The sequence below is a fragment of the Methylobacterium sp. WL1 genome (assembly GCF_008000895.1).
Classification (GTDB): domain Bacteria; phylum Pseudomonadota; class Alphaproteobacteria; order Rhizobiales; family Beijerinckiaceae; genus Methylobacterium.
In genome coordinates this window covers 2,969,309-2,984,540 of record NZ_CP042823.1, presented here as the reverse complement: position 1 = coordinate 2,984,540, position 15,232 = coordinate 2,969,309, and the positions used below count along the sequence as shown (strand labels likewise).

The window sequence follows — 15,232 nt, the reverse complement described above, 5'->3', positions numbered from 1 at the left end:
TTCGGGCGGTACGATCCCTAGGTTCGCCCGGAATTCTTCAACCGGCCGTGGCGTCCCGCCCCCATATGGGAGCGCAAGCAAGTGGGCGCGGCCAGGTGGGCGCACGCAGGAGGTTGCCATGGGCAGCATGAGTATCTGGCACTGGGTCATCGTTGCCGTCATCGTCATGCTGCTGTTCGGACGCGGCAAGGTCTCGGACCTGATGGGTGACGTCGCCAAGGGCATCAAAGCGTTCAAGAAGGGCATGGCCGAGGACGAGACGCCGCCGGTCAGCAGCCAGCCGGTCGCTCCGCCGAACGAGCCGGTCCGCACCATCCCCCACGCCGCCGAGACGAGCCCCGGGACCGCGGTTCCGGCGAGCCATCTGCCCGGCGGCGAGCGTAAGCCGGTCTGAGGACTGTCAGGGCGCGCGCTGTGGTGTAGAGCCTGACGGGGTTCGGATCGAGGTCCGGATCCCAGGGCAGCGGGACCGTCGACGACATGCTGGACATGAGCTGGGGCGAGGTGATGCTGATCGGCGGCGTCGCCCTCATCGTCATCGGGCCGAAGGACTTGCCGAAGGCGCTGCGCACCGTCGGACAGATCACCACGAAACTGCGCCGCATGGCCGGCGAGTTTCAGATGCAGTTCAACGAGGCGATCCGCGAAGCCGAACTCGACGAGGTCCGCAAGGAGGTCGACGGCATCCGCAACACGGTCCGTACCGCGAGTTCCGGCTTCAATCCGGTCCAGACGATCCGGGACGAATTGAAAGGCGCAGTCGAGGGCCGGGTCGCCGCCCGCCAGGGTTCCGAGCCCCTCGGCCCCGAGAAGCCGGTCGCGGACACGCGTTCCCTGGCCGACGCCACCGCTCAGCTCAAGGCCGAGCAGGACGCCGTCGCACCGGCCAATGCGGACCCCGGTGCCGTTGACGCTGCGCCGCATACCGACGCGGTGCCGCCTGAGGCCCCGCTTCCCGTCTCGGGCTCGGTCGACGATCCCTACGGACCGCCGCCCGAACCTCAGACCCCGCACGACGCTCCCCTGGACCCGAAGAACGGCGCCACTGCCCGATGATGAGCGACGCCGACGAGGCCGAGATCGAAGCGTCCCGGGCACCGCTGCTCGAACACCTGATCGAATTGCGCGCGCGGCTGATCAAGTCGCTGGCGGCCTTCGTGGTGATGTTCTTCGGCTGCTTCTTCTTCTCACGGGATATCTACAACATCCTGGTCTACCCCTACGTCTCGATCGTGGGGGTCCAGAACGCCGAACTGATCGCGACGCACTTCCTCGAGCAGGTGTTCACCAACATCAAGCTCAGCGTGTTCGGCGCCGCGTTCCTGGCCTTTCCGGTGATCGCCACGCAGATCTACGCGTTCGTGGCGCCGGGCCTGTACCGGAACGAGCGCAAGGCGTTCCTGCCCTACCTCGTGGCCACGCCGATCTTCTTCATCCTGGGCGCGCTGGTGGTCTTCTTCCTGGCGATGCCGCTGCTGATCAAGTTCTCGGTGTCGCTGCAGCAGGTCGGCGTGGCCGGCGAGCCGACGATCAAGCTGTTGCCCAAGGTCGACGAGTACCTTTCGCTGATCATGACGCTGATCTTCGCCTTCGGCATCGCGTTCCAGTTGCCTGTGATCCTCACGTTGCTCGGCCAGATCGGCATCATCGACGCGGCGTTCCTGCGCGAGAAGCGCCGCTACGCGATCGTTCTCGTCTTCGTCGTGGCCGCAGTGCTGACCCCGCCGGACGTCATCTCCCAGCTCTCGCTCGCGCTGCCGATGCTGATCCTCTACGAGGCCTCGGTGTTCTCCGTGTCGCGCGTGGAGAAGCTGCGCGCGGCGCGTCGGGCCGCGGAAGGGTTGGATCCGTAAGGATCGGCGTCGGCAGCGATCAACGGTTCGGAATGCGTTTCACCGCTGACCTGTGACCTCCGGCGTGCCGACGATGCCAAGACGGCAAGATCGATCGCCGTGTCATTCCGGGGCGCCGCAGGCGAGCCCGGAACCCATAATCGCCAACGGTGCAAGGCCTTGAGCTGTCGGCGTGTATGGATCCCGGGCTCCGCTTAGCGGCCCCGGGATGACAAGGAGGAGGCTTGTGCCGCTGCGCGCGTCCTGCCCCGCCCGTCCCAACCATTCAGCACACGGGCCGGGAGTCCAGTCGAGCGAACCGGCCCCAATCACTCTTGATACTTGAGGGATGCGAAACAGCCGCCTCGTCGGAGCCCTACGCCGTCCGCAGAAGCACGTGACGCTTCTTGCCGAAGGACAGCTTGATCACCCCATCCCGGGTCAGGTCCGCCGGCATCAGCACCGCCTTCTCGTCCGTCACGGCGGCATCGTTCACCCGCAAACCGCCGCCCTTGATCTGGCGGCGCGCCTCGCTGGTCGAGGGCACCAGCTTGGCGATGTCCGGCCCGAACGCGGTGAGCACGCCGAGTCCGGCTTCGAGGGTGGCGGCCGGAACGGTGACGCTGGGGAGATCCGCCGCGAGGGTGCCTTCGACGAACGTCTTCCGGGCGGTCTCGGCGGCGGCTTCCGCCACCTCGCGGCCGTGCATCAGCGCCGTGGCCTCGGTGGCGAGCACCGTCTTGGCCGCGTTGATCTCGGAGCCGGCCAGCGCCGCGAGCCGCGCGATATCTTCCATCGGCAGCAAAGTGAACAGCTTCAGGAAGCGGACCACGTCCGCGTCCTCGGTGTTCCGCCAGAACTGCCAGTAATCGTACGGCTTGAGCATGTCCGGGTTGAGCCAGACCGCGCCGGCGGCGGTCTTGCCCATCTTGGCGCCCGAGGCGGTGGTCAGCAGCGGGCAGGTCAGGGCGTAGAGCTGGGGCGTGCCCATGCGCCGGCCGAGATCGATGCCGTTGACGATGTTGCCCCACTGATCCGAACCGCCCATCTGCAGGGTGCAGCCGTAGCGGCGGTTCAGCTCCACGAAGTCGTAGGATTGCAGGATCATGTAGTTGAATTCCAGGAACGACAGTTCCTGGTCGCGCTCCAGGCGCATGCGGACGCTGTCCATCGACAGCATGCGGTTCACCGAGAAATGCCGGCCGATGTCGCGCAGCATCTCGATGTAGTTGAGCTTGGTCAGCCACTCGGCGTTGTCGACCATCACGGCGTCGCCGGCGCCCCCGCCGAATCTCAGGAACCGGTCGAAGGTCTTGCGGATCTCGGCCTTGTTGGCGTCGATCTGCTCGAGGGTCAGGATCTTCCGGCTCTCGTCGCGGCCTGACGGGTCGCCGACCCGGGTGGTGCCGCCGCCCATGAGGGCGATCGGCTTGCCCCCGGTGGCCTGCAGCCAGTGCAGCATCATGATCGACAGCAGGTGCCCGACATGGAGCGAGGGCGCCGTGCAATCGTAGCCGACGTAGGTCGTCAGCCGCCCTTCGAGCGCCGCGGTATCGATCCCGGCGAGATCGGAGGTCTGGTGAATATAGCCGCGCTCGGTGAGGATCCGCAGGAAGTCGGATTTCGGCGCGAAGCTCTCGGCATTCATGGCTGCGGTCTCGGGTCGCCAGCCGGCGCGACAGGCAAAGGCTCTGCGTGCTAGCTCGCGCTGGGGTTCAGGATACGGCGCGCTCTTAGCAGGGCGTTCGCCGAAAGGCACGGGGTCGAGCAAAATGGCGATGATGCGCGCGATCGGACTGATGAGCGGCACCTCGCTGGACGGCGTCGACATCGCGCTGATCGAGACCGACGGCGAGCGGGTCCACGTGGTGAGGGGCCACAACAACTTCCTCGAGCCGCTTGGGCCGACCGGCTATCGCGGCTACTCCGACGACGAGAAGGCGCTCCTGCGGGTGGCGACCAAGGATGCGGAATCGGTGCTCCATCCGGGCGACCGGCCCGGCCGGCTGCCCGAGGCGGAGGCCTTCGTCACCCAGGCCCATGCCGAGGCCGTCGAACGGTTTCTCGCCGAGAACGGCCTGGACGCGAGCACGGTCGACGTGATCGGCTTCCACGGCCAGACCGTGATTCATCGGCCGGACCAGCGCATCTCGATCCAGATCGGTGACGGGCAGGCGCTGGCGACCCGGCTCGGCATCCCGGTGGTCTCCGATCTGCGCCGGGCCGACATCGAGGCCGGCGGGCAGGGGGCGCCGCTGGTGCCGGTGTTCCACAAGGCGTTGGCGCAGGCCTCCGGATTCGACGGACCGTTCGGCATCCTCAACATCGGCGGCGTCGCCAACGCCACCCTGATCGATTCCAAGGGCGGCGTGATCGCCTTCGACACCGGCCCCGGCAACGCCCTGATCGACGAGTGGATGCAGGAGCGCGAGGGCAAGAACCTCGACGACGGCGGCCGTACCGCCGCCCGGGGCCGCGCCGACGAGCCGCTGCTCGCCTGGCTGCTGATGCATCCGTTCTTCTTCCGCCGCCCGCCGAAGTCCCTCGACCGCAACTGGTTCTCGCACAAGCTGGCCGGTCAGCTCTCCACGGAGGACGGCGCCGCGACGCTCACGGCCTTCACGGCGCGGGCGGTGGCCCGGGCCCTGGACCACGCCCCCGAGATCCCGACCCGCTGGATCGTGGCGGGCGGCGGCGCGCGCAACGGCGAGTTGGTGCGGCTCCTGAACTATCACCTGCGGTCCGAGATCACGACTGCAGACGCCATCGGATGGTCGTCGGCCTACCTAGAGGCGCAGGCCTTCGCGTATCTGGCGGTCCGCTCCCTCCGGGGCCTCCCGATCACGTTCCCCTCGACCACCGGAGTGAGCGAGCCGAAGACCGGCGGGGTGCTGGCGCGACCGATTGCCTGATCGCGAGGCCCGAACCCGACGAACGGCCCGTCTGTTGGACTTGGATCGAGGCGATCGGGATCCGAGACTTTGGCCGAGACCTACCTGCGCTATCACGACGGCATCGAGACGCCCGCGCCTGATGAGGCCGAAACGATCGATGCGATTATCGCGTCGATGACCCGCGAGAGCGAGACGACGGCCGCGCGCTACGGCCATGCGGTGCGGGCGTCGCACGCCAAGGTCAGCGGCGTGGTCACGGGCGAGCTTCAGGTGCCGGACGACCTCCCGCCCGAGCTGAAGCAGGGTCTGTTCGCCAAAGGCGGCACCTATCCGGTGATCGTGCGCTTCGCGCAGGGGCCGGGGGAATTGCTGAAGGACAGCGTCTCGACCCATCGGGGCATGGCGATCAAGGTCCTGGGCGTCCCGGGCGAGACGCTACCCGGCCACGGGGCCGCCACGCAGGATTTCGTGCTCGCCACGGGCCCGGTTTTCCCGAACCCGGACGCGAAGGGCTTCCTGGGCAGCATGAAGCAGCTGGAAGCCGGCACGAAGGCGCCGGAGGCCGTAAAGTCCGTTGTGTCTCACATCGCAAGGGCGGCCGACGCGGTGGTGAAGTCGGCGACCGGCGAGAGCTCGGCGCTGCTGGACTTCTTCGGACACCAGCCTCTGCACCCGCTGGCCGAGCCGTATTATTCCCAGGCCGCGCTCCGCTACGGCGATCATGTCGCGAAGATCGCGGCCTTCCCGGCCGGCGCGCGGCAGCAGGCCCTGGCGGACGAGGAGCTGCATCCGGGCCAGGACCCGGACGCGTTCCGGCACGCGGTCGGTGCCTTCTTCGCGGGCGATGCGGCCGTCTTCGAACTCCGCGTCCAACTCTGCACCAACCTCGACGACATGCCGGTCGAGGATGCATCGAAGCGCTGGAACGAGGCGGCCAGCCCCTACCGCACCGTGGCGCGACTCGTCCTGCCGGCCCAGGATGCCCGGTCCGAGGCGCGGACGCGCTACGCCGACGACGTGCTGTCCTTCCGGCCGGCCCACAGCCTGGCGGCGCATCGCCCCCTGGGCTCACTGATGCGGGCACGGCTCAAGACCTATCAGGCGCTCTCCAACTTCCGCCACGGCCGCAACCAGACGCCGGAGACGGAACCGACGTCCATCGAGCAGGTACCGGCGTGATGCCGGCGGGTGGGTGAGCCTCGGCCACGCCCTGGGCCGGATCGTCGAGGAATACCCGCTCGCCCGCCTCGATCCGCCGGCCAGGCATCCCCTCGCGGCGGTAATCCGACGCGGGGCGCCGGATGAGCTGCGGGCAGCCCTCGAACCGATCGATGGCCCGTTCCTCGTCAAGGGCAGTCCCGGCCGGGGCACCCGTTGGGCCGCCGTCCCGTGGCTGGCGGTGTTCGACCCGGCCGTCACGACCAGTGCGACGCGGGGCTACTATCTCGTCTACCTGTTCCCGGCGCACCGCCCGGTCGTCCACCTGTCGCTGGCGCAGGGGACCGTCGCCGCGATCCGCGAGCACGGGCCGCGCGCCGAGGCCTACCTGCGCGCCAGCGGGGATGCCCTGCGCGCACGCCTCGCCGACTTCGCCGAGCGCCTGCCGAACCGGTGCATCACCCTCGGCAGCGCCGGCGAGCTGCCGGAGGGCTACGAGGCCGCGCACATCCTCGGCCTGACCTACGCCCTCGACGACCTCGGCGACGAGCGGCGGCTGCGCGCGGATCTGGCGGCGGGCGTGGCGGCTTATCGGGCGCTCAAGGGGCGGGGTGGTCTCGAACGGGGAGAGGCCAAAGAAGGCCTTTCAATCGCATGAACTACCATTCGTATTGAATTATGGATAAATGCATGAAATAAACATTCGGTTGATAGCAAATCGATTGCCATCTAATAAACTCGGATTGACAGAGTGCGATCTAACGACGGGCAACGAATTCGTCTGAAATTCACCTTCCCACAGGGCTCTGGTGAGGTGAAAATGCCGAGCAAGAAGCTCGAGTCACGACAGATGGACAGATCGCTCTTCAAAAACAGACCCTCTCCGCGAAACATTCTTATTGTGAATGGGCGAACAAAGCTGACCGCAAATTATGTCAATGCAATCGCTGGATCGATCTTCGCCGTTGGTGGACTCCGTCAATCTTTGCAGTCTTGTACACATCGAGTCCGCCGAGCGTTCCGATCCCCGGGGTTGTTTGCATCGCGATTGTTTGCTGGATCGCGAGCGCGAGCCGACATTACGCTGTGCGGCGCTTCCTGAAGGAGTTGGTGTCATGAGCATCGTGAATCTCCTCGTCCTGCTGAGCGTTCCCGCGGCAGCGCTTATCCTCGGGTTTGGGGCGCTACATTTTGCGAAGCGGGCCAACGAGCGCTGAATGCGGCGAGCTTCCTCAGGCTCGTATCGAATGCCAGCCCGGCGGGTTGATCGCGAACTGAACGATCGCATGCATCACCTGCCGTTTGTGCCACCGGCGCTCCCGCGCTAGACGGGCCGCGTCATGTCTCACAACACCTTCGGCCACCTGTTCCGCGTCACAACCTTCGGCGAGAGCCACGGGGTCGCGCTCGGCTGCGTGGTGGATGGCTGTCCGCCCGGGCTGGCGCTGGAGGCCGACGAGATCCAGGTGGAACTCGACCGCCGCAAGCCCGGCCAGTCGCGCTTCACCACCCAGCGCCGCGAGCTCGACCAGGTGAAGATCCTGTCCGGCGTGTTCGCGGACGACCGCACCGGCGGGCGCCAGTTCACCACGGGCACGCCGATCGCGCTGATGATCGAGAACACCGACCAGCGCTCGAAGGACTATTCCGAGATCCGCGACAGCTACCGGCCCGGCCACGCCGACTACACCTACGATGCCAAGTACGGCATCCGCGACTATCGCGGCGGCGGCCGCTCCTCGGCCCGGGAGACCGCGGCCCGGGTCGCCGCGGGCGCGGTGGCGCGCAAGGTGATTCCGGGCATCACCATCCGGGCCGCCCTGGTGCAGATGGGACCGCACGCCATCGACCGGTCGCGCTGGGACTGGGAAGAGGTCGGCAACAACCCGTTCTTCTGCCCCGACCCCGAGACGGCCGCCCTGTACGAGACCTATCTGGACGGCATTCGCAAGGACGGCTCCTCGGTCGGCGCCGTGATCGAGGTCGTGGCCGAGGGCGTGCCCCCGGGCCTGGGCGCCCCGGTCTACGGCAAGCTCGACGCGGATCTCGCCGCCGCCATGATGTCGATCAACGCCGTGAAGGGCGTGGAGATCGGCGACGGGTTCGCGGCCGCCGCCCTGCGCGGCGAGGACAACGCCGACGAGATGCGCAGCGGCAACGGCGGGCGCCCGCGGTTCATGGCCAACCATGCGGGCGGCATCCTGGGCGGCATCTCCAACGGCGAGCCGGTGGTGGTGCGTTTCGCCGTGAAGCCGACCTCCTCGATCCTGACCCCGCGCCGCTCGGTGAACCGCGACGGCGGCGAGGTCGACCTGATTACCAAGGGCCGCCACGATCCGTGCGTCGGCATCCGCGCCGTCCCGGTGGCGGAGGCCATGATGGCCTGCGTGCTGGCCGATCACTATCTACGTCACCGCGGACAGGTGGGAGCCGCCTGACGCGCCGCAGCCGAGGCCGATCGCCCCGCGATCGACCGAGCGCTTCGGATCCACGATTTCACAGTCTCGCCCGCGCCGGACCCTTTTCCGGCGCGGGCGAGCCGGGCCTGTCCACCCCGCGCGGGGCGGAGAGATGCGAGACGAGAGAGCGATCCGTGCCCCATTGCACCGTTACCGAGGCCATCGCAGCCTTCGCCCGCGGCGAGATCGTGGTCGTCACCGACGATGACGACCGCGAGAACGAAGGCGATCTCGTCGTCGCCGCCTCGCTCTGCACGCCGGAGAAAATGGCGTTCATCATCCGCAACACCTGCGGAATCGTCTGCGCGCCGATCACCCAGGATGAGGCCCGCCGGCTGCATCTCGACCCGATGGTGGCCTCGAACGACGCGCCGCTGGGCACCGCGTTCACGGTCACGGTCGACACCAAGCACGGGCTGACCACCGGCATCTCCGCGGAGCAGCGCTGCAACACCGTGCGGGCGCTCGCCAACGGCAACATGGGCGCCGGCGACTTCGTCCGCCCCGGCCACGTCTTCCCGCTGATCGCCCGCAACGGCGGCGTGCTGATGCGCTCGGGCCATACCGAGGCCGCGGTCGACCTGTGCAAGCTCGCCGACCTGCCCCCGGTCGGGGTGATCTGCGAGCTCGCAAACGACGACGGCACGGTGATGAAGGGCCCGCAGATCGAGGCCTTTTCCGAGACGCACGGCCTCAAGCGCGTCTCGGTCGCCGACCTCATCGCCTACCGGCAGGCCCGGGACCGGCTGGTGGAGCGGGTCGGGCACTTCACGGTCCATTCCAACCACGGCGACGTGACGGCCTACGCGTTCTCCACGCCGTTCGAGACGATCCAGCAATTTGCCTTCGTGATGGGCGAGATCGGCAACGGCCAGGACGTGCTGGTGCGCCTGCACCGCTCCAACGTCGCCGCCGACGTGATCGGCGGCGGCAAGCAGATCGACGCCGTGCTCAAGCGCTTCGCGTCCGAGGGTCGTGGGGTGCTGGTCTACCTGCGCGACGGCACGGCGGGCGTTCCCATGAAGAGTGCCACCGAGGAGGGCACGGAGGCCTTGCGCGCCCGCCAGTGGCGCGAGGTCGGCCTCGGCGCCCAGATCCTGCGCGACCTCGGAATCGTGTCGATCCGCAACCTCGCGACCTCGGCGCGCTCGTATGTCGGCCTCTCGGGCTTCGGTATCGAACTCCTGGGCGACGAGCCGCTGGAGGGGTGATCCGAGGCCGGACGCGCCTCAGGCGCGGCGCGCGATGGTCCAGATTGCGGCGCCCGCCATGATGGCGGCGGCGCCCCTGTTCAGCCGGGCGCGGAAGGCAGGTTCGCTCAAGGTATCCCGCGCCCGTGCCGCGAGGGCGGCATAGGGCGTCATCACCACAGCGAGCACCGATCCGGTCAGGCCGATGAGTGTGGCGTAGTCCCCGGTCGTGATGGTGCGAAGGTCGATCAGCGTCGGCAGTACGGCGAGGTAGAAGACGATCGTCTTGGGGTTGGCCAGGGTGACGGTGAGCCCGGCGACGAAGCTCGCCAGCGGCCGGTCGGTCGGGCCGCCCTCCACCCGGTCGGTCCGGCCGGCCGAACGCCAGAGCCGGACCCCCAGGATGGCGAGATACAGGCCGGCGCAGAGCCGGACGACCAAGAACAGTTCGCCCAAAGTCTCCGCGATCAGGGCCAGCCCGAACACCGCCGCGGACAGGAACGTGAGGTCGCCCAGGACCAGCCCCACCGCGAAGGCCATGGCGGCCTTGAAGCCCGAAGAGAGAGCACGCGCGATCAGGGCGACGACGCCGGGGCCGGGCACCGCGGCGGCGACGCCGAGCGCCAGAGCGTAGGTGAGGAAGCCGGCCGACGTCATCGCGCAAAGCCCGGGTCTGACGGGCTTGCGGCGGCCGGGCGGGCCGCCTCCGGTTTCGCGCCGATCATTCTCTGTGACATCGCGCGATTCGCCTGCCCGTTGTTGGACCCGACTATGGCGTGCCGGATGCCGACGGCAACCGGACACGCGAGGGGCCTACCGGTCAGCCGTTTCGAGGTGTTTGGATCGCTCTGCACGCGAGGCGCTTCGGCCATGGGACCAAGCGTTTTGGAGGGCGCAGGCTAGGTCCGATGGCATGCGACCAGCTCTCGCCAAGGTGACCGCCGAGAAGTGGGCGGGGAAGGAACAGACCTGTCGCCGACGGTTATGCTTCCTCCGCGGATCCCAGGGTTCCGCGGACATTTCAGCCGCTGCCCTGTCATCCCGGGGCGCAGTAGGCGAGCCCGGGATCCAGAACCCCGTACGGCGCAAGTCACTGATCCGACACTGGTTCTAGATCCTAGACTCCGCTTCGCGGCCCCGGGATGACGAGGCAGTTTTCAGAACGCCGTCGGCAAAGACCAGGGGTCACTGGCCAAGCGGGACAGTCCTATGCCGACCTTTGCTCGAACATCTCGATAGGTCTGGGCCTACCGGCCCATGAGTGCGTCGACATGGGCGGACACGGATTTGGCGAGGCCTTCCAGGCTGTAGCCGCCCTCGAGCACCGAGACGATCCGGCCGCCGGCGGACCGCTCGGCCAAGTCCATCAACTTGCGGGTCGCCCACCCGAAATCCTCCGCTTCCAGCCGGAGATTGGCCAGCGGGTCGAGGCGGTGAGCATCGAAGCCCGCCGAGATCACGATCACGTCGGGCTGGAAGGTTTCCAGCCGCGAGAGGATGCCGGCCTCGAACGCCTCGCGGAACACCTCGCCGTCGTCGTTGGGCCGCAGCGGCACATTGACGATCGTGTCCTTCTCGCCGCGCTCCGAGGCGGCGCCGCTGCCCGGATACAACGGCATCTGGTGGGTCGAGCAGTAGAGCACGCTGCCATCGTCCCAGAAGATGTCCTGGCTGCCGTTGCCGTGATGCACATCCCAATCGACCAGCGCGACGCGCTCGGCACCATGCTTTTGCCGGGCGTAGCGGGCCGCGACGGCGGCGTGGTTGAACAGGCAAAAGCCCATCGAGCGGGTCCGCTCCGCATGGTGCCCGGGCGGGCGCATCGCCACGAAGGCGTTGCGGCATTCGCCGGCCATGACCGAATCCAGGGCATGGTTGGCGCCCCCGATCGCCCGCAGGGTCGCCTCCAGGCTACCGGCGGACAGGATGGTGTCGGCATCGATCCCGACCATCCCGTGCTCCGGGACCGCCGCCACCAATGCGTCCACGTACTCGCGCGGATGCGCCAGGGTGGCCACCTCGATCTCCGCCCTGGGCGCCGCGACCCGCACGAGGCCGGCGAAGCGCTCGTCCTCCAGGGCGCGCTCGATCGCACGCATCCGCGCCGGCCGCTCCGGATGGCCCTCCGGCACCTCGTGGTCGAAACTCGCGGGATGGCTGACGTACAGGGTGGTCACGACGGTCGCTCCCGGGTGCGGTCCTGTCGCGCGCCTGCAACAAGAGCCGGCAATGTGCCATGGGCGGAACGCGCGGACTACGGGTGCGTGCCCGCCCTGATTATAGTTGCTCGAATCTTCCGCGGGCGCATTGCGGCCGGGCCGCATGCCCGGCGGCGCGGAGGAGGTCCGAGAACAGCCGCATGCGTCTCATCCCGCGTCTCATCCCGCGTCTCATCCCGGCCATCGCCTGCGTCGTCCTGCTCGCGGGCTGCACGTTCAAGGCCGTGCCCGACCCGAAGGTTTCGGCCCGCGACGCCGAGTTCATGGCGCTCGTGCCCGACGCCGAGTTCGATCCGCACTTCGCGCGCTACCAGGTGAGCGATCCGACCGGACAGCCTCCGGGCACGATCGTCGTCGAGACCAGGGAGCGCCAGCTCTACCTCGTGCTGCCGGACGGCAAGGCGATCCGCTACGGCGTCACGGTGGGTGATGAGGCCTATGGCTGGACCGGGACAGCCACGGTCACCCGCAAGGCCGAGTGGCCGGCCTGGAACCCTCCGGCCGAGATGATCCGGCGCTGGCCGCACGTTCACGCGATGGAGGGCGGACCGATGAACCCGCTCGGCGCGCGCGCCCTCTACCTGTCCGATCACGGCAAGGACACGCTCTACCGGATCCACGGAACCAACGAGCCGGAGAAGATCGGCCAAGCGGTCTCGTCGGGCTGCATCCGCATGCGCAACATCGACGTGGTGGACCTGTTCGATCGTGCCCCGGTCGGAGCCACGGTCATCGTCCGGTAACGCAACTGGTCAACGTCCCAATAAGCCTGCTTGCTCGGTCCGTGTTTACCTGAACTTCCGTTCAGATCTTGCCGTTAACTTCCGGCAGGGGTGCCGTCCCGTAAGTTCAAATCACACCGGGACAAACACCGACCGCAGCAAAGGTCGGAGGAGCAGGCAGCCATGACCATGATCTCCGTTCAACAGTTCTGCAACCATGCCGTTTCCACTGGCGCGATCAGCGACGAGGACCTGCTGGTCCTCAAGCGCGAGGTTCTGCCGGAGGGGATCATGAGCCGCGACGAAGCCGACATGCTGATCGCCCTGGAGCGGGCCGTGATCGGCTCCGAGGCCTTCGCGGACTTTCTTGTGGCTTCGGTGGTCGACTTCGCCGTCTGGGGCCTGCGCCCGACCGGCTACATCGACCGGGATGTCGCCGCCTGGCTCGCCAGCTCGCTCAGCGGCCGGGACGGCCCGAGCCCGGTCGGCGCCCGGATCGCCATGGAGATCGTCCGTGAGGCGGAAGGCAGCGCCGAGACCTTGATGGCCTTCGCGCTGGACGCCAACCGCTGGACCCGTGAGGCGGCCCAGGCTCCGCGCCTCACCTTCGCGCTCGCCGCCTGAGCGACCCTTCGACCAAGGCGCAGCTTCCGTCCGCGGCGCAACTGATCTATCGGGACAGTCAAGCCGGTGTGCAATCCGGCGATCTCGAAAGTGATGCGCCAGCGATGTTCGATAAGATCCTGATCGCCAACCGGGGCGAAATCGCCTGCCGGGTCATCAAGACCGCCCGGAAGATGGGCATCAGGACGGTGGCAGTCTATTCGGACGCCGACCGCGATGCGGTGCACGTCGCGATGGCCGACGAAGCGGTCCATATCGGCCCCGCCGCCGCGGCGCAGTCCTACCTGGTCATCGAGAAGATCATCGAGGCCTGCCGGCAGACCGGCGCCCAGGCGGTCCATCCCGGCTACGGCTTCCTGTCCGAGCGCGAGGCCTTCCCGAAGGCCCTTGAGGCCGCCGGCATCGTGTTCATCGGCCCCAATCCCGGCGCCATCGCCGCCATGGGCGACAAGATCGAATCCAAGAAGGCGGCCGCCGCCGCCAACGTCTCAACCGTCCCGGGCTACCTCGGCGTGATCGAGAGCCCCGAGCACGCCGTCGAGATCGCCGACGGCATCGGCTACCCGGTGATGATCAAGGCCTCCGCGGGCGGCGGCGGCAAGGGCATGCGCATCGCCCATTCGTCGGGCGAAGTCGCCGAGGGATTCGCCCGCGCCAAGTCCGAGGCGTCCTCGTCCTTCGGCGACGACCGGGTGTTCGTGGAAAAGTTCATCACCGACCCGCGGCACATCGAGATCCAGGTGATCGGCGATAAGCACGGCAACGTGATCTATCTCGGCGAGCGCGAGTGCTCGATCCAGCGCCGCAATCAGAAGGTGATCGAAGAGGCGCCGTCGCCGCTGCTCGACGCCGAGACGCGCCGGAAGATGGGCGAGCAGGCCGTCGCCCTCGCCAAGGCCGTGAACTACGATTCCGCCGGCACGGTCGAGTTCGTCGCCGGCCAGGACAAGTCGTTCTACTTCCTCGAAATGAACACCCGCCTCCAGGTCGAGCATCCCGTGACCGAGATGATCACCGGCCTCGACCTCGTCGAGCTGATGATCCGGGTCGCGGCCGGCGAGAAGCTACCGCTGACGCAGGAGCAAGTGAAGCTGGACGGCTGGGCCGTCGAGAGCCGCGTCTACGCCGAGGATCCGACCCGCAACTTCCTGCCCTCGATCGGACGTCTGACCACCTACCGGCCGCCGGAGGAGGGCCGTCAGGGCACCGCGATCGTGCGCAACGACACCGGCGTGGAGGAGGGCGGCGAGATCGCGATCCACTACGATCCAATGATCGCCAAGCTGGTCACCTGGGCGCCGACCCGGGCCGAGGCGATCGCAGCGCAGGGCGACGCGCTCGACGCCTTCGCGATCGACGGCATCCGCCACAACATCCCGTTCCTCTCCGCACTGATGGCGCATCCGCGCTGGCAGGAGGGCGAGCTCTCCACCGGCTTCATCGCCGAGGAATTCCCGAACGGCTTCGTCGCCCCGGAGCCCGCGGGTGCGGTGGCGATCCGCATGATGGCCGCGGCGGCGGCGATCGACCACAAGCTGAACCAGCGCAAGCGCGGCATCTCCGGGCAGATGCGCGCGCCGGGCCTGTTCGCGTTCGAGCGGGACCGCGTCGTGATCCTGGCCGGCCAATCCTACGCGGTGACCATCGAGCCGGAGGGCGAGGACCTGATCGTCACCCGCGATGACGGCACGGCGCTGTCGGTGGCGAGTGCGTGGCGCCCGGGCGAGCCGGTCTGGATCGGAACGATCGGCTCCGAGCGCGTCGCCATCCAGGTGCGCGGCCTGCTGAACGGCGTGTTCCTGCAGCATGCCGGCGCAGCCGCCGAGGCGCGGGTCTACACCCGCCGGGAAGCCGAACTCGCCGCGCTGATGCCGGTGAAGGAGCAGGCCGGCTCGGGCAAGCAGGTGCTCTGCCCGATGCCGGGCCTCGTGAAGCAGATCCTGGTCACCGAGGGCCAGGAGGTGAAGAACGGCGAGCCGATCGCGGTGGTCGAGGCGATGAAGATGGAGAACATGCTCCGCGCCGAGCGCGACGCCACGGTCGCGAAGATCCACGCCAAGGAAGGCGACAGCCTCGCGGTCGACGCGGTGATCCTCGAATTCGCCTGATCGCAGCGCGCTCGTCGTGACTGCGG

General features: G+C 68.1%; 14 protein-coding genes. 11 read left to right on the top strand and 3 right to left on the bottom strand.

What is annotated here, in order from left to right; genetic code table 11:
• Positions 1–118 precede the first annotated feature (118 nt).
• From FVA80_RS14625 to tatC, 3 genes are all read left to right on the top strand, one after another.
• Positions 119–394: a twin-arginine translocase TatA/TatE family subunit gene (locus tag FVA80_RS14625; protein ID WP_147906723.1), complete on the top strand. Its 276-nt coding sequence runs from the start codon at positions 119–121 to the stop codon at positions 392–394.
• A gap of 86 nt (positions 395–480) precedes the next feature.
• On the top strand, positions 481–1,056 hold the full coding sequence (tatB, locus tag FVA80_RS14620; RefSeq protein WP_147906724.1) for a Sec-independent protein translocase protein TatB: 576 nt from the start codon (positions 481–483) through the stop codon (positions 1,054–1,056).
• On the top strand, positions 1,053–1,853 hold the full coding sequence (tatC, locus tag FVA80_RS14615) for a twin-arginine translocase subunit TatC (protein ID WP_147906725.1): 801 nt from the start codon (positions 1,053–1,055) through the stop codon (positions 1,851–1,853). The genes tatB and tatC overlap by 4 nt, the downstream gene beginning before the upstream one ends.
• Positions 1,854–2,208: 355 nt before the next feature.
• Here tatC and tyrS read toward each other — a convergent pair whose 3' ends face one another.
• Positions 2,209–3,480: a tyrosine--tRNA ligase gene (tyrS, locus tag FVA80_RS14610; RefSeq protein WP_147906726.1), complete on the bottom strand. Its 1,272-nt coding sequence runs from the start codon at positions 3,478–3,480 to the stop codon at positions 2,209–2,211.
• A 124-nt stretch (positions 3,481–3,604) separates the two neighbouring features.
• Between tyrS and FVA80_RS14605 the strand changes: the two genes are divergently transcribed.
• From FVA80_RS14605 to ribB, 5 genes are all read left to right on the top strand, one after another.
• Positions 3,605–4,744: an anhydro-N-acetylmuramic acid kinase gene (locus tag FVA80_RS14605; RefSeq protein ID WP_147906727.1), complete on the top strand. Its 1,140-nt coding sequence runs from the start codon at positions 3,605–3,607 to the stop codon at positions 4,742–4,744.
• Between the two features lie 69 nt (positions 4,745–4,813).
• Positions 4,814–5,905: a catalase family protein gene (locus FVA80_RS14600; RefSeq protein ID WP_147906728.1), complete on the top strand. Its 1,092-nt coding sequence runs from the start codon at positions 4,814–4,816 to the stop codon at positions 5,903–5,905.
• Positions 5,906–5,918: 13 nt separating this feature from the next.
• A complete protein-coding gene (locus FVA80_RS14595) occupies positions 5,919–6,542 on the top strand; it encodes a DUF3578 domain-containing protein (RefSeq protein ID WP_147906729.1) in 624 nt (207 codons plus the stop codon).
• A gap of 682 nt (positions 6,543–7,224) precedes the next feature.
• Entirely contained in the window at positions 7,225–8,322 is a 1,098-nt protein-coding gene (gene aroC, locus FVA80_RS14590; protein ID WP_147906730.1) for a chorismate synthase, read from the top strand.
• A gap of 155 nt (positions 8,323–8,477) precedes the next feature.
• Positions 8,478–9,554 carry a 3,4-dihydroxy-2-butanone-4-phosphate synthase gene (gene ribB / locus FVA80_RS14585; protein ID WP_147906731.1) on the top strand — a complete coding sequence of 359 codons (1,077 nt, stop codon included), beginning with the start codon at positions 8,478–8,480 and terminating at the stop codon, positions 9,552–9,554.
• A gap of 18 nt (positions 9,555–9,572) precedes the next feature.
• Here the strand turns inward: ribB and FVA80_RS14580 are convergent, their stop codons facing one another.
• Positions 9,573–10,190, bottom strand: a complete 618-nt coding sequence (locus FVA80_RS14580) for a LysE family translocator (protein WP_147906732.1) — start codon at positions 10,188–10,190, stop codon at positions 9,573–9,575.
• A gap of 590 nt (positions 10,191–10,780) precedes the next feature.
• Entirely contained in the window at positions 10,781–11,710 is a 930-nt protein-coding gene (locus tag FVA80_RS14575) for a histone deacetylase family protein (protein ID WP_147906733.1), read from the bottom strand.
• 182 nt (positions 11,711–11,892) lie between these two features.
• Between FVA80_RS14575 and FVA80_RS14570 the strand changes: the two genes are divergently transcribed.
• From FVA80_RS14570 to FVA80_RS14560, 3 genes are all read left to right on the top strand, one after another.
• A complete protein-coding gene (locus FVA80_RS14570) occupies positions 11,893–12,495 on the top strand; it encodes a L,D-transpeptidase (RefSeq protein ID WP_147906734.1) in 603 nt (200 codons plus the stop codon).
• Between the two features lie 162 nt (positions 12,496–12,657).
• The gene (locus FVA80_RS14565) at positions 12,658–13,098 is read left to right on the top strand and encodes a hypothetical protein (RefSeq protein ID WP_147854217.1); all 441 of its coding nucleotides are present in this window, start codon (positions 12,658–12,660) and stop codon (positions 13,096–13,098) included.
• Between the two features lie 104 nt (positions 13,099–13,202).
• Entirely contained in the window at positions 13,203–15,206 is a 2,004-nt protein-coding gene (locus tag FVA80_RS14560) for an acetyl/propionyl/methylcrotonyl-CoA carboxylase subunit alpha (RefSeq protein WP_147906735.1), read from the top strand.
• Positions 15,207–15,232 lie beyond the last annotated feature (26 nt).

Excerpts from the sequence above, each read along its gene's own strand:
- FVA80_RS14565 (WP_147854217.1), top strand. The coding sequence starts at position 12,658 with ATGACCATGATCTCCGTTCAACAGTTCTGCAACCATGCCGTTTCCACT.
- aroC (WP_147906730.1), top strand. The coding sequence starts at position 7,225 with ATGTCTCACAACACCTTCGGCCACCTGTTCCGCGTCACAACCTTCGGC.
- FVA80_RS14570 (WP_147906734.1), top strand. The coding sequence starts at position 11,893 with ATGCGTCTCATCCCGCGTCTCATCCCGCGTCTCATCCCGGCCATCGCC.
- FVA80_RS14560 (WP_147906735.1), top strand. The coding sequence starts at position 13,203 with ATGTTCGATAAGATCCTGATCGCCAACCGGGGCGAAATCGCCTGCCGG.
- FVA80_RS14580 (WP_147906732.1), bottom strand. The coding sequence starts at position 10,190 with ATGACGTCGGCCGGCTTCCTCACCTACGCTCTGGCGCTCGGCGTCGCC.
- tyrS (WP_147906726.1), bottom strand. The coding sequence starts at position 3,480 with ATGAATGCCGAGAGCTTCGCGCCGAAATCCGACTTCCTGCGGATCCTC.
- FVA80_RS14625 (WP_147906723.1), top strand. The coding sequence starts at position 119 with ATGGGCAGCATGAGTATCTGGCACTGGGTCATCGTTGCCGTCATCGTC.
- tatB (WP_147906724.1), top strand. The coding sequence starts at position 481 with ATGCTGGACATGAGCTGGGGCGAGGTGATGCTGATCGGCGGCGTCGCC.
- tatC (WP_147906725.1), top strand. The coding sequence starts at position 1,053 with ATGATGAGCGACGCCGACGAGGCCGAGATCGAAGCGTCCCGGGCACCG.
- FVA80_RS14605 (WP_147906727.1), top strand. The coding sequence starts at position 3,605 with ATGGCGATGATGCGCGCGATCGGACTGATGAGCGGCACCTCGCTGGAC.